Raw genomic sequence first — 21,718 nt, 5'->3', positions numbered from 1 at the left:
GCAATACATAACCATGTAAATAATAAAGCTATGAAATCAACAGAACAACAGGCGGGCAACATGTTTCTGGAAAGCGTAAGCCGCTACAGTTATGACGAAACTGTCGAAAAATTGTCGGAAAAAATCATGTCTATCGGGAACTGGAAAATTCAGCATATTCATGATTTGCAGGAAACGCTCCGTAAAAACGGGAAAGACGTTTTGCCCATAAAAATCATAGAATTATGCAGCCCCAAATATTCGGGCAGAATACTGGAACGTGATGAAGAACGTCTTTATTCTTCGTTGCTACCATGTCGCATATCCATCTATCAGACCTCTGACGGCGCAACCCGTATTTCGCGTATGGACTCGGCTGCAATGGCCGCACAAATCGGCGGGCTGGTGGAAGAGGTGATGACCGAAGCCTTCGCTGAAATCGAAAAAGTGTTGGGTGAAATGGGAAAATCATAAATTTTTAAATAAACAAAGCCTATGATCTCAAGGTAAATTCGTAATTTTGTAGTGGAAAAATTTTGGCTGAATGTCTGAAAATGTAGAAATATTGTTACAAGCAAGGGACATAAAACCGACTGCTATGCGTATGCTTATTTTAAAGAATATGCTTGGCTTTTCACGGGCATTCAGTTTGGCAGACTTGGAAACTGTATTGGAGACTGTCGATAAATCAACGATTTTTCGTACTATTATCCTTTTCCATGAAAAAACACTTATCCATAGCATTGATGATGGTTCAGGGGCTATAAAATACTCCGTATGCAGCAGTAATTGCAGTTGCAGCATCGGTGATTCACATGCTCACTTTTACTGTTTACATTGCAATAAAACTTTCTGCTTGGAAAAAGTTGCTGTTCCCGATTTAAACATTCCTGACAACTTGGTTCCGGTAAGTATAAACTTTGTCATTAAAGGGTTTTGTGAAGATTGTAAGATGTTTGCAACTTAGTTGCAAAACAAAATCACTATCTTTGTCGCATGAAAATATTCGCAGCCATACTTGCATTATTTATTTTATCACTTTCGGCTAACACTTTTGACGGAATTGAGTGTTTGTGCCAGAAATATGAGATTGCAGCGAATATAGACGGAAATCAACAAAGCGATGATGGCTCATGTACCAACGGTTGTTCTCCTTTTCATTTATGCCATATTTGTTCAGGCTTTATTTTATCTTCAACAGTTCTTATTGTAAAACCAGTGTCGAACAATACGTCTTCTACTCCGGTTTCCCATCCTCAACAATTTATACCAGTATTCTACGGGAATATTTGGCAACCGCCCAAAATCGGTTAATTATCACCTTTTATAAGGGGCAAACTTTGCGTTGAACACATTTATTGCTGCTCAACGAAATAATTTTTGTATTCACTAAAGTTGTCAATAATTAATCCGAATAGTATGTTCGATAAAATCATCAAGTTCTCAATCGAGAACAAACTTATAATTGGTGTCTTAACACTGGCACTAATTATTTGGGGAACCATATCCGTGGTACGGCTGCCAGTGGATGCCACTCCCGATATTACCAACAATCAGGTACAAATCATCACACAAGCCCCAACTTTAGGGGCGCAGGAGGTGGAGCAGTTTATTACTACGCCCATCGAACTGGCTATGTCTAACATACCTGATGTAATTGAAAAACGAAGTATCAGCCGTAGTGGGATTTCCGTAATCACCATCGTATTTAAAGACGATGCCGACATCTATTGGGCACGACAGCAGATAAGCCAGCAATTGAAAGAAGCGGAATCGCTAATCCCTAAAGGATTAGGCGAGCCGACCTTAGCCCCTATCTCCACAGGCTTGGGTGAAATATATCATTATGTTATTCATACGAAGGAAGGGTATGAAGATAAATATACCAGTACCGATCTACGAACCATACAAGACTGGATCGTAAAACGCCAACTGGCAGGAACCGAAGGTTTAGCCGAAGTGAGTGGTTGGGGTGGCTATGTGAAAGAATACGAAATAGCATTAGATAATGATAAACTGGCTTCAACGAATGTAAGTATCGCTGAAATTTACGAAGCACTGGAAAAGAATAATGAGAATACAGGAGGAAGTTATATAGAACAAGGCAGTAACTACAACTTTATCCGTGGCATCGGTTTAGTCAAAACCTTATCCGACATAGAGCGGATTGTCATTAAAAACACCAACGGTACACCCATTCTAATTAGAGATGTAGCCGAAGTACGTTTCGGAACGGCAATACGCAATGGAGCTGTAACCCGTAACGGAGAGGGTGAAGTGGTAGCGGGTATTACATTGATGTTGAAAGGCGAAAATTTTTCGCAAGTAATAGCCAATGTTAAAGAGCGGATGGAGCAAATCCAAAAGAGCCTTCCCGAAGGTGTAGTTATAGAACCCTTTATCGACCGTACTGAACTGGTTGGTCGTGCTATGGGAACCGTAGAAAAGAATCTCCTTGAAGGGGGGCTAATTGTCATCTTCGTATTGGTATTGTTGTTGGGAAATTTCAGAGCAGGATTAATTGTCGCCTCGGTAATTCCCCTTTCAATGCTCTTTGCCGTAAGTATGATGAATATATTCGGTGTGAGCGGAAACCTGATGAGCTTAGGAGCAATCGACTTCGGGTTGATTGTGGATGGGGCGGTTATTATAGTCGAAGCCATTGTCCACCGCATTACAGGAAAGAGCTTGTTATTTAGTAAAGATAAACCCATGCTTACCCAAGCCGAAATGGACAAAGAGGTTTACACTGCCGCTTCAAAAATCCGAAATACTGCTATGTTCGGAGAAATTATCATCCTCATTGTTTATCTGCCCATCTTATCGTTAGTAGGCATCGAAGGCAAGATGTTCAAACCTATGGCTCAAACAGTATCGTTTGCCATACTCGGTGCATTTATTCTGTCATTAACCTATGTACCAATGGTGAGCGCATTGTTTTTAAGTAAGAAAACCTTCCACAAAGAAAACTTTTCCGACCGCATTATCAACACTCTCAAACGTTGGTATCGCCCTGTTTTGGATTTCAGCTTGCGTTGGAAAAAAACGGTTATATTGTCAATGATTGCGCTGTTTATCGTCAGCCTCGGCGTATTCAACCGTTTGGGCGGTGAGTTTATCCCCACTTTGGAAGAAGGAGACTTAACTGTCGAAATTAGTATGATACAGGGAACTTCGCTAACACAGGTAATCGAAACCTTCGGTATGGCTGAGAAAATATTGAAAGATAAATTTCCCGAAGTAAAACAAGCCGTAACCCGTATCGGTAGTGCAGAAATACCCACCGATCCGATGCCTATCGAGCGAGGCGACATGATGCTATCCATGATGCCAAAGGAAGAATGGACAACGGCTGATAGCCGAGAAGAAATGATGGAGGCAATGGAAGAAGCCTTAGAGGTAATTCCAGGCATAAATGTAGAACTGACACAACCGATGCAGATGCGTTTCAACGAATTGATAACAGGTATTCGTCAGGACGTAGCCATTAAAATTTATGGCGAAGATTTAGAAGTGCTTTCTGCACAGGCGGAAAAAGTGGCTGGTTACATTAAAAATGTAGAAGGTGTAAGCGAACCGTTTGTAGAAAAAGTAACAGGATTACCGCAAATACAAGTGGAGTATAATCGCGACAAAATAGCGGCTTACGGTCTTACCATAAGTGATGTGAACACCGTACTACGAACAGCTTTTGCCGGAAACGTAGCGGGTGTGGTATTTGAAGGTGACAGGCGTTTTGATATGGTCGTTCGCCTGAAAAACGATTTGCGTAGCGATTTGGCTAATCTCGAAAACTTATTCGTAATGCTGCCATCAGGCAATCGTATTCCACTTAACCAAGTAGCTGAAATATCCTATAAAACTGCTCCTGCGCAAATCAGCCATGAAGATGGACAACGCAGGATATATGTCGGATTTAATGTTCGCGGTCGCGATGTAGAAAGCACCGTAGAAGAAATTCAACAAATACTGGATAATAAATTGAAACTTCCGGCTGGGTACTATTATACCTATGGGGGGCAGTTTCAGAACCTAAAAGAAGCTAAAGACCGCTTGATGATTGCTGTTCCGGCTGCGTTGTTACTCATTTCTGTACTATTATTCTTTACGTTCCGTAACGTGAAATTAGCCCTGCTTATTTTTACATCTATTCCTCTTTCAGCTATCGGTGGAATATTCGCCCTGTGGCTGCGGGATATGCCATTCAGCATATCTGCTGGCGTTGGATTTATTGCCCTATTTGGGGTTGCCGTACTTAACGGTATTGTGCTGATCGGACAGTTCAAACAATTGAAAGAAGAAGGTATGGATGATCTTTACCAACAAGTGCGAACGGGAACTGCCATTCGATTGCGTCCTGTAATTATGACTGCGTTAGTAGCCTCGCTTGGTTTCTTGCCTATGGCTCTTTCCACCAGTGCGGGAAGCGAAGTCCAAAAACCACTGGCAACGGTAGTTATTGGCGGATTGATAACGGCAACTATACTTACCTTGTTGGTACTGCCTACACTCTACATTATATTCAATTCAAAAATCAACTTAAAGCGCAGAATAATGAAAATAGGAAAATCAACAACCTTGCCGATAATCGTTCTGCTAATTACATTTTCTCTGTTTTCTGTCAAAAATGCAAATGCTCAAAGCAACCGTAAATCCTTACAGGAATGTATTGATATAGCCTTGACAGGAAATCTGCAAATTCGTTCGGCAGGTTTAGGAATAGAACAAGCGAAGGCATTGCAGGGAACAGCATTTAATCCGGGAAAAACAGGCATTGAGTTTGCCCAAGAACCCATTATGCCCGGTTTGACTGATAGAAAGATAGGCATTACGCAAACATTTGAGTTCCCGACTGTTTATACAAGTCAAAGCAAAATGCTGAAACAGGAAACTCTATTGGCAGAAAAATCGAAAAGTATTACACAAAATGAAATCGTGCGCGAAGTATCTGGAGCTTATTACAATATGCTTCACGCATTACAAACGGTCAATATTTTACAACAGCAAGACAGCATTTATGCCGATTTTTCGCAAAAGGCAACCGTTCGCTATAATACGGGTGAAAGTAGCCAACTGGAAAAAATGAATGCAGAAAGCAGGTATCAGGAAAATCGCTTGCAACTTAATCAAGCTATTTCAACGTTGGCAAGTCGCCAATTGGAAATGCAAAAGCTACTTAATACAGGAGAAGCTATTTTACCGCAAGAAAACGAGTTGCAAAAACTTCCTGATTTTGTTTCTTTGGATGCAGAATCGGTATCTGTTAATCCAATGATAGGTTATTTCGATCAACAACTGAACGTAAGTATGGCACAGGCAAATGTAGAAAAGAATAAGCTACTACCCGATATTTTTGGCGGATATAACTTTAGTGATTCCAAAGTTCCGGGCTTTCAAATAGGAATCAGCATACCACTATTTTTCGGGGCACAACGCTCTAAAATCAAAGCAGCCAATATAAGAAGCACACAAATCAGTATGGAAAGGCAGCAAGCCTTACAATCTCTGCAAAATGCTTATGCCGTACAATACAATGAATATCTTAAAGCTAAAGAAAGTTTGACATACTACGAAACCGCAGGAATAACACAAGCCAATGATATGGTACGGATTGCCAATGCGTCCTACCAAATCGGAGAAATTGGCTACATGGAGTACATTCAAAATCTGCAAACGGCTATCGGTATCAAATTGCAGTATGCCGAAGCGATGAATCGTTTCAACCAGTCAATCATTTTGTTAAACTATTTAAAAGGGAATCAGTAAAATGAAAACAATAATAAAATCAATTGCAGCACTTCTTTTGCTGGCAGCTATAATCGGCTTTTCATCGTGTACAGAAAGCGGTAAAAAGCAGGAAGAAACTTCAACAGAAGAAAGCCATTCGGAAGCCATTGAAGTGTCCGAAGAACAAATGAAAGCCGTTGGCATAGAATTAGGAACGGTGGAAATGAAAAACCTTAACAGCGTAGTAAAAGCAAGCGGGCAGATGGCTTTGTTACCTCAGAATAAGGCTGATGTTACATCGTTAGCGGCAGGAATCATCACGCAAATTAAGGTTATCGAAGGAACTCCTGTGAGAAAAGGACAGACCGTTGCCCTATTGGAAAATCTCGAAATCGTGAAGCTGCAAGAAGCTTATCTCGCTCAAAAGCAAGAACTGGCTTTCAGCTATCAGGAATACGAACGCCAACAAGAATTAAGTAATCAAAATGCAGGAACGGGAAAAGTATTTCAACAGGCTACATCCAAATATGAAACAGATAAGGCGCGACTTGCAGGGCTTGAAACCCAACTACGCCAACTGAATATAAACCCGCAGATGGCAGTAGCGGGAAATTTTGTCACACAAATTCCCATCCTTGCCCCCATTAATGGCGTGGTCGGCGAAATCCATATCAAAACAGGAAGCTATGCCGATATGCAAACCCCGTTAATGGAAATCACAAACAATTCGCAAATACAGTGCAATATACAGGTGTTTGAGAAAGATTTCCCCAAAGTAAAAACGGGGCAGCAAGTGGAAATTGTCCTTACCAACATGGAAAAGAAATCTATTTCGGGAAAGGTTTACAGCATCAACCAGTCGTTTGAGAACGACAGTAAATCCATTACCATACACGTAAAATTAGATAACCGAGACGGTGTTAAATTACTTCCCGGTATGTATGTTTCAGCACTGATTAACATCGGCAATCAACTTGTAAAAGCCGTACCTGTCAATGCCGTTGCTCATGCAGAAGGTAAGCAGTTTATCTTTTTATTTACCGGAACAGAAGAAAGATGTAATGATCCTGATTGCAAAGAAGAATGTGATGATGAAGGTAAAGTTTTCCAGTTCAAAAAAGTGGAAGTGATAATCGGCACAACGGAATTGGGCTACGTGGAAATTACACCTTTGGAAACGATTCCCGAAAATGCAGAAATTATTTCAAAAGGAGCATTTTACATTATGTCTAAAATAAGTGGCGGGGAAGAGGAAGAATAATAATCAGAAAATTTAAGATTATGAATATGAAAGAAGAAAAATCAAATGTTACAGAAAATGACTGTGGTTGTTCTTGTTCGTGTGACAGTAAAAAACAGGAAGAAAGCAGCACATGGCGAAAATATATGCCTATGGCAATCAGTTTTGTAATAATGATTGTAGGTATTGTACTTGATAACTACATCAAAACAAGCTTCTTCAAGGGATACATTCGTTTGGCATGGTATATAACTGCTTATCTACCTGTGGGTTTACCTGTGGTTCTGAAAGGCGGTAAAGCCCTTTCCAATAAGGACTTTTTTACTGAATACACATTGATGGTTATTGCTACTGTCGGTGCGTTTTTCATTGGCGAATACCCCGAAGGTGTAGCCGTGATGTTGTTTTATGCTGTCGGAGAATTATTTCAGGAAAACGCGGTAAATCGGGCGAAAAGAAGTATCAGCGCATTACTGGATGTACGCCCCGAAACAGCCGATGTTGTGAAAAGTGATTCACTGGAAACCGTTTCACCTGATAACGTAAATATTGAGGATATTATTGAGGTAAAAGTTGGCGGCAGGGTTCCTCTCGATGGTATTCTGCAAAGTGAATCCGCATCTTTCAATACCGCTGCACTTACAGGTGAGAGCGTTCCACGTACCATTCGCAAAGGAGAAGAAGTTTTAGCAGGAATGATTGCTACCGATAATGTTTCAAGAATTGTAGTAACGAAACCTTTTGGACAAAGTGCCTTAGCGCGTATTCTTGACCTTGTTCAGAGTGCAACAGAGAAGAAAGCTCCTGCCGAACAGTTTATACGGAAGTTTGCAAGAATCTATACGCCCATCGTGGTTGCATTGGCAGCATTGATTATATTACTGCCAATGGTCTATTCAACCATAAGTCCTGCATTCGTTTATAATTTTAATGACTGGCTATACCGAGGGCTTGTTTTCTTGGTTATATCATGCCCTTGTGCTTTGGTTATCAGTATTCCACTTGGGTATTTTGGTGGTATCGGTGCTGCATCGCTGCACGGAATCTTGTTCAAAGGAAGTAACTATCTGGAAGCCATGACAAAAGTCAATACGGTAGTTATGGACAAAACAGGAACGCTGACACAAGGCGTTTTTAACATTCAGAAAATAGTTCCTGCAAACCATATTACCGAAACAGACCTGATAAAGTTGGTTGCATCGGTAGAAACGCAAAGCACGCATCCGATAGGCAAAGCGATTGTTGCATATGCAAATAAACAAAGTATTGAAATTACAAGACCGAATACTGTAAATGAAGTCGCAGGATATGGCTTACAGGCATCAATCAACAATCAAGCAATATTAGTAGGCAATCCCAAATTATTAAATAAAAACGGAATTACATTCCCACCGGAGATAACTGCCATACCCGAAACGATTGTCGTTTGTGCCATCGACGGTTTATATGCAGGTTATATTCTCGTAGCGGATGCACCTAAAGCAGATGCAGCCACTGCGGTTAATGCTTTAAGAGAATTTGGTATCAAAAATATAGTGATGCTGTCCGGAGATAAGCAAGCTATCGTTTCAAAATTGGCGACAGAATTAAGCATACATCATGCTCACGGAGATTTGCTTCCAGAAGGGAAGGTAGAGTATATAGAGCAGTTGAAAGCTGATCCTTCAAACAATATTGCATTTGTAGGGGATGGAATAAATGATGCCCCTGTTCTTGCATTAAGTAATGTGGGTATTGCAATGGGCGGATTGGGTAGTGATGTTGCCATTGAAACAGCCGATGTTATTATACAAACCGATCAACCGAGCCTAATTGCGACTGCTATTGAAATAGGTAAAGCAACACGCCGAATTGTCATTCAAAATATAAGCCTTGCATTCGGGGTAAAACTGATTGTGTTGATTTTAGGAGCGGGCGGCTTAGCGACATTGTGGGAGGCGGTGTTTGCAGACGTAGGTGTATCACTTTTAGCAATCCTTAATGCTGTTAGAATTTTAAAAATGAAATTCTAAGAAATATTGTATAGAATACCCGTTGGCGGAATTAATTCACTAAAAAATGTCAGGAAATAAGTTGTGCATATCATTGATTATTAGTATTTTAATGGTGATTAAACTATTAATATGCAGCTCAATTATGCACAACTTATATGCAATATTCGCTAAATTTCTTGATATATGCAAGATGTTTTCTGCTGATTTAGTAAACGAAAAAGGGAATATACCTCGCAGAGGAGTCGTCCCGAAGTTCTCTGACTTAGAAGTGATCAGTTTAAGCCTTGCTGCCGAATCAATAGGTATAGATAGTGAAAGCTTTTTGTTTTCTAAATTAAATGAATACAAAGATGATTTTTCTTCTCTCATATCCCGTCGTCAATATAATGATCGCAGGAAGCTCACTATCGGCTTATGTAATCAGGTGCGTGAAAGAATTGCATCAAAAGTTGATGGTGGAGAAGCTATTTTCTGTATTGATTCTATGCCAATTGAAGTCTGTCGTCCCATAAGGTCAAAACGTTGTAAAATGGGAAAGAATAATTATGATAAAGCTCCCAATTATGGCTATTGTGCTTCACAGGGTAAACATTATTACGGATATAAATTACATTCTCTCTGTGGGTTGAGCGGTGTCATACACTCTTTTGACCTGACAAAGGCGAGTGTTCACGACATTCATTATTTGAAAGACGTAAAGTGTAACTTTCAGAATTGCACCATCATCGGTGATCGTGGATATATTGGAGCAGCCATACAACTTGATTTATTTGAAAAAGCTAATATCAAGTTGGAAGTTCCATATCGGTCGAATCAAAAAGATTGGAAACCTGTATTTAGTCCATTTGCTAAAGCAAGGAAAAGGGTTGAAACGCTTTTTGCACAATTATGCGATCAATTTATGATAATCAGAAATTACGCAAAACAAACAGAAGGATTGTTTACCAGAATTACGGGGAAAATTAGTGCACTTACAATCCTTCAATATATAAACAAGATTAATAACAAACCCATTGGACAAATTAAATATGCACTAATTTAATTCCGCCAACGGGTATAAATGTCTTTTCAAGGAGGATCAAATGAAAGAGAGAAATAAGCGTGTATTGGTTGGCATGAGCGGCGGAATTGACAGTTCGGCAACTTGCCTGATGCTACAGGAACAAGGCTATGAGATTGTGGGGGTAACGATGCGCGTTTGGGGAGATGAGCCGAAAGATGCCAAGCTACTGGCCGACCGTATAGGCATTGAACACTACGTGGCCGACGAGCGAACGGAATTCAAAGAGACTATCGTAAAATATTTTATAGATGAGTATTGCCAAGGACGGACACCAAATCCGTGTGTGATGTGCAATCCGTTATTTAAATTTCGTATACTTGCGGAGTGGGCCGATAAATTGGATTGCCAATGGATTGCTACCGGACACTACTCTCGCTTGGAAGAATGGAATGAAAATATCTATATTGTGGCTGGCGATGATGACAAGAAAGATCAATCGTATTTTCTCTGGCGATTGGGACAGGATGTATTGCGCCGTTGCCTGTTTCCGTTGGGGAATTATACCAAAGAGCAGGTGCGCGAATACCTGCGCAACAAAGGATTTGCAGCCAAAGCCAGCGAAGGCGAGAGTATGGAGGTCTGTTTTATCCAAGGCGATTATAGAGATTTCCTGCGCGAACAACATCCTACGATCGACGAGGAGATTGGACGCGGATGGTTCGTCGACCCGGAAGGTGTGAAGTTGGGCGAACACAAGGGGTATGCCTACTACACCATCGGACAACGCAAGGGATTGGAAATAGCGTTGGGAAAACCGGCGTATGTGCTACGGATAAATCCCAACAAGAATACCGTGATGCTTGGCGATGCGGAGCAACTGAAAGCTACGCACATGCTGGTAGAGCAACCTAACATTATCGATGAAGAAGAGCTCTTTTCCTGCGAGAACCTATCCGTTCGTATACGCTACAGGAGCAAACCGATTCCATGTCGGGTTAAAAAGCTGGAAGATGGCAAATTACTGGTGCACTTCGAGAAAGAGGCATCGGCTATAACTCCCGGACAATCGGCCGTCTTCTATGACGGTAGACGGGTATTGGGTGGAGCATTCATTGCTTCTCAACGGGGGATTGGAATGTATATTTAAGTATGTTCTTTCTGAAGAAGACCTTGTGCGGTGTTTTCTGTAGCGTATTTTACAGCTAATGATGTAACTGCTGTTCCTGCAGCATTCATAGCAACGTAATCGGAAGCTGCTGTGAAACTTTCAAAGTCGCTTGCAACATAAGTATTCCAGTTCGGGTCTTTTACGATGCTGCTTTCTACTAACTGATATGGGAACATTTTGGTGTTCGATTGTCCGATAGAGAACTTCACGTTTTCAATTGTTCCGGCATTGTCGCTTGTAGCCAGGTTCAAAGAAGCTCCGGCAGTTACAGCCACTTTCGCAACCATACGCTCCATGGTGAAGTTTACGGTGTTTGCAGTTGTATATGAGGCATCTGTCTTTTCAACCAAAGTCGGGTTTTCTTCTGCCGTACAGAACATAGCAATACCGTTGGCGGCATGTACAAGGTCAGTAGCCGTAGTAGTCCATGCTGCTTTCAAGTCGCTAATAGTTGAGATGGTTGGGAAAGAAGACGGAAGGTTCATTCCTACATAGATTTTCTTTGCTCCCGTAGTGGTAGGAATAGTAGCCGAAGCACCTTTTGTGTACTTGTCTGATGATGTGTTGTCGTAAACAAAATCAGTGCTTCCCAGAGATACCGCAGACAATAAACCACTGGTTGCGGGGTCGAAGATAAATACATTGATCGTTGATAACTTCACCTCATTGTCCGTTGCGTTTGCGTCATTTGCTGCACGGGTATCCAATGTTTGTGGGAACTGGATGTTGAGCTTCATAAAGGTGTCGACACCTTGATCGGCCGTAACATCGTCATCGTTTGAACAGCTTGTTAAACCCATCGTGAGGGCAGCGAAAGCCATAATCGCATGTTTAAAACTTACTTTCATGTTCTGAAAATTTTAATTGAAAAATGATTAAAAAATAATTATTACTCTCTTTATTTATTCGTTAGAATTGTTTGGATTGATTGTGTTTGTCAAGTTCCAGTACACCCGGATAAATGTGCCGTTGCGTAGTTCGGGGAAAATATTCTTTTTCAGGTATTCCCATGTGCGACCGCCGTTCAACTTCCGTAATTGGGTTTGCCGTCCGGTTTGCGTCCGGTTGTTCCATACAGGGCTATTATCAATGAGGTTTAGTACCTCTTGCTGATTCGGAACGTTAGGATCGGCTGCAACTGATTTCCGCAACCCCTGCCAGTCGGCAGCACCATTGTGAAGTAGTACAGTTCCTTTTTTTGTCGTGGTATGGGCAAGTAGATAGTCTCTCACAGCAGTGGCTCTTTCTCCCGCCAACTGTTCGTTTCTTGCAGTAGAACCTTCCGGGGATGAGAATCCGGCAATAACTATGTGACTGATTTCTGCCTCCTCGCTATTATTTATAGTATTAACCGCATCGAGTAGAGCGGTAAGTGTGGCGTCGTTACCGGAAAATTCACTTTCTATGGAGCTATGATTTAAGCGGAAATAAACAGTCAACGCATTATCGCGTTCGTCGCCGTAATAGCGAACAGGCTGATTGGGGTCAAACTCGGTTACCGGAAGTACGAACGGGTACTTCTCCGACAGGATTTCCATTTGAAATTTTACAGGTGGAAGATAAATTGGCTCGGGATTAGATTCAACCTCTACAGCAATTTCAGGCTCCGGCTCTTTTTGAATAATTGCCGGAATATACGGTGGAGTGGATTGTTGAGCCTGTTTTTTCTTACCTCCTAAAGTATATATTAAGGTGATTCCGGCTTTTGTGGGTCCAAAATAGTTCTTTGTGTCAGTACCTATTCGTTCTCCACAATTTCCACATTCGTATTTTTTATAATCCAAATAGGCATAACCAACACCAATGGAGGCTTCCATGCTCCAGTTTGTATTAAAGTTCCAGCGATAGCCGTAACTGATACCTGCTCCGGCAAGCCATCCCTGATAGCGGTGGTTTGCCATATTATCCGAAAATATTGCTTTGGGAAGACGACTTACATTATAAAATGCGTAATGGGCATGAAGACCGAAGAAGTGTCCGTGAAAAGTTTCTTTCGTCCACCAGCGAAACTCCGGCTGAACCAAAATATGTTTCCACTTGCGGTTATTGCTGAAAGTCCACGGATTCCAGTTACCCGAAAGATCGAATGAAGTACGGTTGCCGGTACGAAACTCAACCCCCAGATTCATACTACTTGTTGCATCGTACAATAGGTTTGTTTTAATCCCTACTGCCGGTGTAGCAACTTTTGTGTTTTCTAAACTCTGCGCTCTTGCCTCTGTAATTGTTAATAAGAGGGCACAGATCACTACCCATTGTTTCGAATACTTTTTCCTCAGAATGCTCATTGCCTACTTGTGCTTTGTTTTACTTTCTCCCGTCCCGGTTAAGCAAATAATTTTCCCCGTCACTTCATAAGTGTCGGGGTAGCAGAAAGCACTCGACAATTTCACCTGTATTTCAGCATGTTACAAGACGTAAATAATCGCGGAAATATATATTTGTTCAACATTCGTAAAACGGGCATACCAAAATGAGAACTAAAAGGATATTCAAAAAAGCCGATATATACGTGTGTAAGTGCGATTTAATGGGTTGTTCGGAGTATCTGTATTTTCAAGAATAGTAAAACATTTGTAAAACATCCTATTAATCACATAGTTATGGATTTATTGTATAGAAGTGAGCACATGGCTTGCCGTCATTATGACCGGACAGACAAGCCAGTTATTGAAGTGGTAAAAATAGTCAAGGGAGAAAAGCGAATTTTGTCAGTTAACAACAATGAGATCGTTTTTATAATCGAAGGGAGGCTCCGGTATTTCTTTAAGGAATTTCCAACACACGAAGCCGTCAAAGGGCAGATTATATTTCGTCCCGCAGGTGCGGACTACGCATACGAAGGGCTTCTTGATTCGATTGTTGTTATATTCCGTGTGCATAAACCTATTGCGCTTTGCGATAAGTTTTCAATTGAAAAACTCTATGGAAATAAGAAAATCGAAGCGGAGAACATCTCGGAACCACTGCTGGAAGCTGAGCCCGGATTGAAACGCATCGGTACGTTGGAGATCAACTCGCGGATATGGTATTTTATAGATGGTGTAATGGATTGTATCACGGATGGGATAAAGTGCCGTTGTTGGTTTGAGCTGAAAATCAAGGAATTTTTGGTATTGCTCCGTGCTTATTATACTAAAGAGAAACTACACGATTTCTTCTACATTATACTTTCTGGCGACACCGCCTTTTCCGAATATGTGCGTTTGAACTGGCTATCTTTGCGTACAGTACAGAGTTTGGCAGATTCCTTAAACATGACACGAAAGCAATTTACGACCCGTTTCACAAGAGTGTTTGGGAAAACGCCTATACGTTGGATGACTGAAACGCGGGCACAAATGGCGTACAAAGAAATTACTTCAACCAAAAAACCGTTTAAGCAGATTGCTTCTGAATGTGGTTTTTCATCGGATACGGAACTCATTCGTTTTAGCAAGAAGGAATTTAAGAAAACACCAACCGAACTACGCGATCAGGAAGGCAATAGGGAAAAATTGTAAATAGAAAGGCAAAAATAGTAAGGCGCTCATTGGAATAATGTGTCTACTTTTGCACCCGGCACCTAAAACAAAGGACAGCGATTGAAATTCAAGTTCCCCGACACTTATGAAGTGCCAAGAAGCGAAAGGCTCTTGTATTTTCAAGTTACAAAGGTACAAAAATCCATCGTTTCAAAGCAGTTATTGTTGAAGTTTAGTGACTTGTCTGTCGGGTTTTAACGACTACTATTTGCCCGTTTTCTTGCATACGGCAATAACAATCCTGCCCGTCGTAAATACGACAGGTGCAAATTTGGTTTTCCGCAAAAAAAATGAAAGCAGGAATCTCCTGCCCAAAGGTACACTTTAAGCCTACTTAGTGATTGACGATATGATAATCTGATTGGCTGTGTCGAGAACAGAATTGTCTAATGAATCCAAATAAATTTGTGTGGTTCTCTCTGACGTATGCCCCAATGCTTCACTAATAACCGCAATCGGGAAATTATTATACTTTGCGGCTGTCGCCCACGAATGGCGTGCACAATGCGTGCTCACTGGTTTATGGATGCCTGCCAATTCAGCTATCTTCTTCAAGAGGCAATTCTGTTTTTGCAAGGCATTTTCATACTGCCTGTATGCACCTTTTCCTTTGTCCCGGATAATCGGAAATACATAAGGCGAGTTTTTTACCTCCGGAGCAAAACGGTCGATGATTTCCTGTATCTCGGGAGTCAGCCGCACATCAATCTCCTGACCGGTCTTTTTGCGCACGTAGCGGATGAATTCGCCCCGAATATTATCCTTGCGCAGGAATGCCATATCAACAAAGCTCATTCCACGGGCATAGAAACAGAAACCGAAATAACTCCTGGCATGGTGTAGGTCTTCAATGACTTTATATTCGTGGCTGTCGGGCTTTGTCTCTTTCAACAATTTACCCAAATCAAGGTCGTACAGGGCTTTGATTTCCTCCAATGACAGGGAACGCTTTCTTGTTTTTGCCACGCTCGTATATGTTCCGGCAAAGGGGCTTTCTTTGGGTTTAACAATCCGCTTCTCATTTACCGCCTTATTGAAGATTGCCCGCAGGTTACGCATATAAAAGGAGATGGTGTTAGGCAATCTCCCGGCATCGCGCAAATGCTTCTCAAAATCCTTTATCAGGTTGCTGTTGATCTGCGTAAGGGGAATATCTGTGTTGTGGTTAAATTTCACAAGCCCCTTTGTAACCGTTCGGTAGGCTTTTGCCGTACGATACTGTCCCCGGCGTTCGAGTGTATTTATGAGTGTTTCGGTATATCCCAATAATTTACTGGCGTCTTTGCGCTCACGATAGAGCCTTACCAAGTCCTCTACATTGTACCACCCTTTTTTCTGCAAGGTTTGCAGATAGGTGTTTACTAACTCTAATTCATCGTTAATACGATGGTACACTTCTTCCAAAGTGGCAGCCCTGTCCGGGTTGTTTTCGGGGTAAACAACTACCTGCTTGTCTTTATTCCATTCTTCGGGGTAAATACGGCAACCCGGAAGGGTTACGGTTTTAACCTGTCTGTTATGAATCAGCCTCAGGGATAGGCTTCCCGGGAAGTGGCACCCTCTGCTGGAAGGGCGCAACACTAAATTCATTGATGTCATACTCTATTTTATATAATTAGAAATCGGTGCAAAATTAAAGTATGACAGGCATAAAATCATTCCTGCGTAAATAAATGTAAGACCCTACGGATTATTCTTTTATGTAGTTAACTTCCAATATATTATTGTTATACGTTTTGCTGCCGGTCAGTTTCCATTTCGACCGCTGAGGGTGAGCGGGGAATAGCGGAGTACCCTTGCCAAGCATTGTTGGGACATAGAAAATTCGCATTTCGTCCACCAAGTCTGCTTCAAGAAGCATGGAGATTGTTTTACCGCCACCAAATAACCAGATGTTCTTTCCGGATTGCTGGCATAAGGCTTCTATTGTTTCTACTATATTATCGGTAATAAACTTGATGTTCTCCTTTTCACCCCAATCGTTAAAGATCACAAGTTTCCTCTAATTTTAGGTGAAATATGATAACATATCTGACATTCAGGCTATGTGTTATTGATGCCATTTTTCGAAATGTAACAAAATAAGCATCAATTAGCAAAGTATTTATTGAATATATCTTCTCCCATTTTACGATATTGACTTGATTTGTATGCTCTAAAATCAAACTCACTAACGTGGGTAAGTTTGATTTTATAATCTTCAATAGAAGATATTTTTCCGCTTTCAATTAATAATCTTAGGACATTTAATACCCCATTAATAAATGTTACCGTAAGAACACCTTGAGGCACATTTGGTGCATAAGTATGCCATCTCTCGTTAGGAATACTTGCCTTAAATGCAATGAAAATATCCCTAATTTTCTCTACGCAAAAATTGACGTATTGTTCAAGAAGATCGAAATTTTCTTCATCTTTCGTCTTTAGCTTATGTTTACTGGAATTATCCCAAATCGCATATATGCTATCCTTAGCTTTTACATCCTCTATTTTAATGAGAGGACGCAAGCCATAGCTAACAATAGATGCAGTTTTAATTTTACCCGTTTCATACCAATATTGTTCAATAAGATTCCCTAACGGACCACTCTTATTTAGACCTTGAAGTATCTTTTTGGCAATAGCCACAGATGAAAATGGACTCAGCATTAACTCAATTTCCTGTTTTAACTGAGAACTTGCATTGGTTTGATTAGAGTTAATTTCTAAAAAAAGATTCGCTTCAAAATTAATCCTTTTCTGCACTGGCTCGCCACTGGGGAAAAGAATACCTGTAACAAGCAGATTCTGAATTTTTCTTTGCTTGGATATAGTTTTCTCGTATTGATCATCCCCCTCATGATATGCAAATGTTCTATGCTGACCATCAATAATTCCAATGATATTGCATTCATCATTTATTTCAATAGAAGCTGGCATAACTTCGATAGAGTTCTCCCCTAAAAACTGTCCATTGGAATTTAGCTTTAGTTCATTACCCTTACTATCATAAAGTTTTATCTTATCCGTTGCTATAGAAGATATAATATTGTTAATAAATACCCGATCCTTTTCGGATAGATATTTCCGCATACTATTTATTTTTTTCGAAACGAGCATTCGTTGATAATGACCCACATTTTCCACATCTCTCCATCCGCTTTGCCGAAACACATAGGCTCTCTTTAAGAGAGATTCCGCGTCAATATAGAACGACACAATTTTATACCCCTCTTTAAATGAGCTCTTCTCTTCGGGTAAAATGTGTCCAGAAAAAGTATCTGTTGAAGATTTTGACGAATTGTTAAGATTATCTCCCACTGATTTATGGGGGATTCTAAGAAAGTCTAAAAATTCAAATTTACTAGTCCTCTTGATAACCTTTGTAAGGCTACTGAAGTATTTGACTATATGATAATCAAAAAAGGCAATATCATCATTGGCTAAACATTTATGATCATCAGAAATGGCTTGCTTTGAACAATATAGTGTTTTTAGAATAAGTTGATTTTTAGTATATGTCCCTTTGATATGCTCTTCATAGTAAGACTTGAAACTATTTAATTTCTCTTCTTCTAGTAAAAAATCAATAAAAGCTCTTTTGTCAGAATTTACTTTGTTGTAAAAATAGTTTTTCATCAAAAGATGTTCGCCGGGGGTTCCTATGGTGTATTCAACAATGAGGATGACATTTTTATAAATGAATATATCATCCATTTCGGTTTTTTTACCATCATATTGAAAATGCTTTCCGTCAATATAAGGCAGTCTAAAAAAACCAATATTTTTAAGAATACTCGATATCTCCGCCCTTTGTGATTTTTGTTCTTTAAGTACAGCTTTTTCTTGAGGAGATAATTTTTTCTTAGCCTTCTTTTTCTTTCTCTCAACTTTTGTTTTCATATACAAAACCTATAAATAGTCGTTTTCATTCAAATCCACACAAATCGGACTCAATATGCGGACTTTGTGTGAAGAAATATCTCCATCTTTAGCAAAAGAGTATGTATTCGTTTGAGTATATCCATAAAGACCCTGAAGATCATCCTCAGAAATAACTTCGAATGAAAAGCAAGGCTCTATTCCAAACTTTGATAATGGTGGAGACGCAATCAAGTTATCAATAATATTAGCAAATAAGGCTTCATCAAACTCACCTATAATGCGATACTTTACTTTTAATAGTTTGTGAATTAGATTGCTAGCTCCGTCAATCTCAACAATAATCTTGAATTTCTTAAATTCACTTTTCTTCTGAATATTAGTCAATAATACCCTTCCATATTTTAACGCTCTTAAATTTAATATCGTTTCTTCAAATTGACCTTGAGATATGTTATTGTTAGTCAACTCGTATTCCTTCCTTCCTATCTCAAATGTTCTACGTATATACGCCTCGAACATCTTAATATATTCATTATTAGTCTCAAAGCCAATATATTTTCGCTTCATGTAAGCTGATTGAGATAAAACAGTTCCACTTCCTGCGAAAGGATCTAGAACAATATCATCTTCATCTGTACTTATTTGTATCATTGTAGCTACCATATCTTGTGGAAGCGGGCAAAAATGTCGGATGTACTTATCTCCCCAAGACCCTTGTATAGGGATAGGAAATTCCCAAACTTCATCTAAGGCTTTACCTTTAGGATTATATCTTTCAGGGTATTTAACCCACCATTTTTTTAGATGGTTAGTATCATATACTCTTACACTATCTCTGTTAGATTTGTATTTGGACGATTTAGTGAAGAATAAAATATACTCAAATTTTCTTTGCATAAAGCCACTATTAGACCAAGGAACCGTTTTGTCCTTTTTCCAAATAATAATATCTTGAAGCAGCCATCCTATTTCTTTTAATTTATCTGTAAGATCAAAAGGAAGAGTAACAACTTGATTATTTCTTTTGAACGTATCAATAATAATCCAAAGAGTACCATCCTCTTTAGTTATTTTATGTATTCCTTCAAAGATTGATTTTAAATCCATCAAATAGTCATTATAAGTCTGACCATACCCAATTTGATCATCCGATTCATAATCTTTCATGTCAAAATATGGTGGCGATGTAATAGTCGTTTGTACTTTAATATCAGGCGTGATTATGTCTAAGACACGCCTAGAATCCTCATTATAAACTACATCAACATTGCTTTTTCGTTTGGTTCTTACCATTTAAATCTCAATCAAAATGTTATAAAATACAAAAATACAATTAAAATCATAGAGAGACAAAGGATAATATGCATTTTACAATCTAATAAATGCCCTAGCCTTTCGTTCAATTTCACTCGGAGGAACCTTATGTTTTTTTGCCACTTCTCGCCAGTTAGATACAGCATTCACAACTTCTGTTTTTATTTCATCTGCACGTTGAGCCGATAGCAAATAGTAGTGAGCCGTCTTCATCACTAAATCAACGTCTAATGAATTGTCATGTTCGTCGATGTTGAGTTTAAGGCCGGTTCCAGTTTCATTGGCGTTGATGTCGAACGCGGGCGATAATGTCCACCCCGTTTCCGTATAAATAAAGCCATGATTACGCAAATGGTCGTCCGTATTGGACACACACACCGAAAAGAGGACGCGTCGGAAGAGTTCTTCCAAGTTCGATTTGGCATCGGCGCATTCCGACTTGATGAAATCGACCAATTCCAGATAACTTGCTCCCATCCCGCTATCATCGCCGTCGTTGTGCTGCAATAAAGTCATCGCCGAAGCGTAGTGAATCCTGCGGCGGTCTTCTGTCCGATCGAAACGCTGGGATAGGTAAGTATGGTAGGATGTGCCGAGCTTTTTTATAGATGCATTAGGAACATAAATGCCAGCCAACACAGCCAATTCGTGTACAATCATTTCCCATAGACCAACGTCATAATCATCCCTTCTGCTGGGAAATTTCGCAATCCACTGATTTCCTTTGGTATCTATTATATCCGCTTTAGGCCGAGCACCGCCTAATGATGAGCCAGGAGCAATCAGCTGGTCAATCCACTTCAAAGAAGTTTCATCCAATTGGTCTGCATTCTTTTCATATTGTCCAGCGGCATATTCAAGTTCCCTGAGTGAAGTCCAAGGGGGAGCGGCCAGTGCCTTTTCGTTGCTCAAAAAATCTTCGTTTTCATCCTCTTTAAATCGCAGAGCGCCCATTCGGTGGCTATCGTGAACGCCGAGCATAAAATCTATTCCGAATAAAGGACGGGGATCGCGTTTTTTCATTTTTGCCAGAAGTATTTCCCGGCGCTTCATCAACAACTGTCCCCAACGGTCAGGCGAAGAATCCTTGAATATCCCAAAATTATCGTTCGATGCGGCATAATGTAGGCCGGAAAAAAGAGGTAGTTCCGGGTCTATTGCGATTCCGGACTTGATCCATTCCTTGTTGTATTCAAAAGAATAAACAAACTTCCCCCGCAATGCGGAAAAAGTCAAAACTCCAACTAACTGAGGCGAATCATACATATACCAATCCGCATACACCAATATTTCTTTTTTCTGACTCATGATTTCTATTCAAATTCGGGTTCTTCCGTGTCACCCTTATCAATGGCATGTTCAACAATTGAGACCGCCTTCTTCTCTTTCGGCGCTCTTTTTCTAGTAGTTAGTTGAGCATCCTGTATCTGCCTTCCCAACGGGTCTTTTTCAGCAATGAGCCGTAAATCTTCATCCAACCGCAAAACGGATAATACTTGCAGGTAATTTCCTATTGACACAGATGGATATCCGTTCTCAATATTCCCTAATGTCGACACAGCTATGCCTGCACGCTCTGCCATAGAGCGAACAGACAGCTTTCTACGCAAGCGGGCAAGGCGAATGTTTTCACCTACTGTAGCCAGGATGCTTTTCTGCTTTTGAGTATAAGAATTCATAATCGTAACAACTGATATTTCAGCACAAATATAGGCATATTTATTGCAAAAACATAGTTTATGAAAATATTTATCTGGGGGGCATCCGATTATTATTTGATACCCTAATATCAATGAGTATCTTTATATCAAGAGTGATTTTACATAGTGAATGTAGTTCGTGGATTTCCCCCCCCCTTTACCAACTCTATTTTATAAAATACTTTTTGAAATAAAAGCCTTGGAA

17 protein-coding genes are annotated in these 21,718 nt (G+C 40.2%); 9 read left to right on the top strand and 8 right to left on the bottom strand.

Features of this window, described 5'->3' with window-relative positions; translation table 11 throughout:
* Nucleotides 1-30: 30 nt before the first annotated feature.
* From M2133_RS10070 to mnmA, 8 genes are all read left to right on the top strand, one after another.
* Nucleotides 31-453 (top strand): DUF302 domain-containing protein, encoded by a 423-nt coding sequence (locus M2133_RS10070; RefSeq protein WP_277465995.1) that lies wholly within the window; start codon nt 31-33, stop codon nt 451-453.
* A gap of 70 nt (nt 454-523) precedes the next feature.
* The gene (locus tag M2133_RS10065) at nt 524-946 is read left to right on the top strand and encodes a transcriptional repressor (RefSeq protein ID WP_277465994.1); all 423 of its coding nucleotides are present in this window, start codon (nt 524-526) and stop codon (nt 944-946) included.
* A 29-nt stretch (nt 947-975) separates the two neighbouring features.
* A complete protein-coding gene (locus tag M2133_RS10060) occupies nt 976-1,293 on the top strand; it encodes a hypothetical protein (protein WP_277465993.1) in 318 nt (105 codons plus the stop codon).
* 105 nt (nt 1,294-1,398) lie between these two features.
* A complete protein-coding gene (locus tag M2133_RS10055) occupies nt 1,399-5,745 on the top strand; it encodes a CusA/CzcA family heavy metal efflux RND transporter (protein ID WP_277465992.1) in 4,347 nt (1,448 codons plus the stop codon).
* A gap of 1 nt (nt 5,746) precedes the next feature.
* A complete protein-coding gene (locus M2133_RS10050; protein WP_277465991.1) occupies nt 5,747-6,967 on the top strand; it encodes an efflux RND transporter periplasmic adaptor subunit in 1,221 nt (406 codons plus the stop codon).
* 131 nt (nt 6,968-7,098) lie between these two features.
* Complete coding sequence (locus M2133_RS10045; RefSeq protein WP_277466079.1) at nt 7,099-8,958, top strand: heavy metal translocating P-type ATPase; 1,860 nt, start codon at nt 7,099-7,101, stop codon at nt 8,956-8,958.
* A gap of 91 nt (nt 8,959-9,049) precedes the next feature.
* Nucleotides 9,050-9,982 (top strand): IS982 family transposase, encoded by a 933-nt coding sequence (locus M2133_RS10040; protein ID WP_277465990.1) that lies wholly within the window; start codon nt 9,050-9,052, stop codon nt 9,980-9,982.
* 40 nt (nt 9,983-10,022) lie between these two features.
* Entirely contained in the window at nt 10,023-11,090 is a 1,068-nt protein-coding gene (gene mnmA, locus M2133_RS10035) for a tRNA 2-thiouridine(34) synthase MnmA (protein ID WP_277465989.1), read from the top strand.
* On the opposite strand, the gene M2133_RS10030 is transcribed toward mnmA, so the two are convergent.
* Together M2133_RS10030 and M2133_RS10025 are read right to left on the bottom strand one after the other, a co-directional pair.
* Nucleotides 11,087-11,959, bottom strand: coding sequence for an Mfa1 family fimbria major subunit (locus M2133_RS10030; RefSeq protein WP_277465988.1), 873 nt, complete (start codon nt 11,957-11,959; stop codon nt 11,087-11,089). The genes mnmA and M2133_RS10030 overlap by 4 nt on opposite strands.
* A gap of 54 nt (nt 11,960-12,013) precedes the next feature.
* Complete coding sequence (locus M2133_RS10025; protein ID WP_277465987.1) at nt 12,014-13,399, bottom strand: DUF3575 domain-containing protein; 1,386 nt, start codon at nt 13,397-13,399, stop codon at nt 12,014-12,016.
* Nucleotides 13,400-13,714: 315 nt separating this feature from the next.
* On the opposite strand from M2133_RS10025, the gene M2133_RS10020 reads away from it, so the two are divergent.
* The gene (locus M2133_RS10020) at nt 13,715-14,614 is read left to right on the top strand and encodes a helix-turn-helix transcriptional regulator (protein WP_277465986.1); all 900 of its coding nucleotides are present in this window, start codon (nt 13,715-13,717) and stop codon (nt 14,612-14,614) included.
* Between the two features lie 351 nt (nt 14,615-14,965).
* Here the strand turns inward: M2133_RS10020 and M2133_RS10015 are convergent, their stop codons facing one another.
* The 6 genes from M2133_RS10015 to M2133_RS09990 all read right to left on the bottom strand — a co-directional run bounded on the left by M2133_RS10015 (nt 14,966) and on the right by M2133_RS09990 (nt 21,492).
* Complete coding sequence (locus M2133_RS10015; protein ID WP_277465985.1) at nt 14,966-16,234, bottom strand: site-specific integrase; 1,269 nt, start codon at nt 16,232-16,234, stop codon at nt 14,966-14,968.
* A gap of 91 nt (nt 16,235-16,325) precedes the next feature.
* Entirely contained in the window at nt 16,326-16,628 is a 303-nt protein-coding gene (locus tag M2133_RS10010) for a dihydrofolate reductase family protein (RefSeq protein ID WP_277465984.1), read from the bottom strand.
* 95 nt (nt 16,629-16,723) lie between these two features.
* Complete coding sequence (locus M2133_RS10005) at nt 16,724-18,517, bottom strand: DGQHR domain-containing protein (RefSeq protein ID WP_277465983.1); 1,794 nt, start codon at nt 18,515-18,517, stop codon at nt 16,724-16,726.
* Between the two features lie 9 nt (nt 18,518-18,526).
* Nucleotides 18,527-19,792 carry a site-specific DNA-methyltransferase gene (locus M2133_RS10000; protein ID WP_277465982.1) on the bottom strand — a complete coding sequence of 422 codons (1,266 nt, stop codon included), beginning with the start codon at nt 19,790-19,792 and terminating at the stop codon, nt 18,527-18,529.
* Between the two features lie 75 nt (nt 19,793-19,867).
* The gene (locus M2133_RS09995; protein WP_277465981.1) at nt 19,868-21,121 is read right to left on the bottom strand and encodes a type II toxin-antitoxin system HipA family toxin; all 1,254 of its coding nucleotides are present in this window, start codon (nt 21,119-21,121) and stop codon (nt 19,868-19,870) included.
* Between the two features lie 5 nt (nt 21,122-21,126).
* The gene (locus M2133_RS09990; RefSeq protein WP_277465980.1) at nt 21,127-21,492 is read right to left on the bottom strand and encodes a helix-turn-helix transcriptional regulator; all 366 of its coding nucleotides are present in this window, start codon (nt 21,490-21,492) and stop codon (nt 21,127-21,129) included.
* Between the last annotated feature and the right edge of the window lie 226 nt (nt 21,493-21,718).

This window comes from Parabacteroides sp. PF5-6, from assembly GCF_029504695.1.
In the GTDB taxonomy this organism is placed as follows: domain Bacteria; phylum Bacteroidota; class Bacteroidia; order Bacteroidales; family Tannerellaceae; genus QVMG01.
Note: the sequence above shows the minus strand (reverse complement) of the source record. Positions and strands in the feature narration are given on the sequence as shown.

Bases quoted from the DNA above. Each gene is read 5' to 3' on its own strand.
- M2133_RS10020 (WP_277465986.1), top strand. From the start codon at position 13,715: ATGGATTTATTGTATAGAAGTGAGCACATGGCTTGCCGTCATTATGAC.
- M2133_RS09995 (WP_277465981.1), bottom strand. From the start codon at position 21,121: ATGAGTCAGAAAAAAGAAATATTGGTGTATGCGGATTGGTATATGTAT.
- M2133_RS10070 (WP_277465995.1), top strand. From the start codon at position 31: ATGAAATCAACAGAACAACAGGCGGGCAACATGTTTCTGGAAAGCGTA.
- M2133_RS09990 (WP_277465980.1), bottom strand. From the start codon at position 21,492: ATGAATTCTTATACTCAAAAGCAGAAAAGCATCCTGGCTACAGTAGGT.
- M2133_RS10005 (WP_277465983.1), bottom strand. From the start codon at position 18,517: ATGAAAACAAAAGTTGAGAGAAAGAAAAAGAAGGCTAAGAAAAAATTA.
- M2133_RS10030 (WP_277465988.1), bottom strand. From the start codon at position 11,959: ATGAAAGTAAGTTTTAAACATGCGATTATGGCTTTCGCTGCCCTCACG.
- M2133_RS10045 (WP_277466079.1), top strand. From the start codon at position 7,099: ATGGCAATCAGTTTTGTAATAATGATTGTAGGTATTGTACTTGATAAC.
- M2133_RS10050 (WP_277465991.1), top strand. From the start codon at position 5,747: ATGAAAACAATAATAAAATCAATTGCAGCACTTCTTTTGCTGGCAGCT.
- M2133_RS10060 (WP_277465993.1), top strand. From the start codon at position 976: ATGAAAATATTCGCAGCCATACTTGCATTATTTATTTTATCACTTTCG.
- M2133_RS10000 (WP_277465982.1), bottom strand. From the start codon at position 19,792: ATGGTAAGAACCAAACGAAAAAGCAATGTTGATGTAGTTTATAATGAG.
- M2133_RS10015 (WP_277465985.1), bottom strand. From the start codon at position 16,234: ATGACATCAATGAATTTAGTGTTGCGCCCTTCCAGCAGAGGGTGCCAC.
- M2133_RS10065 (WP_277465994.1), top strand. From the start codon at position 524: ATGTCTGAAAATGTAGAAATATTGTTACAAGCAAGGGACATAAAACCG.
- M2133_RS10040 (WP_277465990.1), top strand. From the start codon at position 9,050: ATGGTGATTAAACTATTAATATGCAGCTCAATTATGCACAACTTATAT.
- M2133_RS10055 (WP_277465992.1), top strand. From the start codon at position 1,399: ATGTTCGATAAAATCATCAAGTTCTCAATCGAGAACAAACTTATAATT.
- M2133_RS10025 (WP_277465987.1), bottom strand. From the start codon at position 13,399: ATGAGCATTCTGAGGAAAAAGTATTCGAAACAATGGGTAGTGATCTGT.
- mnmA (WP_277465989.1), top strand. From the start codon at position 10,023: ATGAAAGAGAGAAATAAGCGTGTATTGGTTGGCATGAGCGGCGGAATT.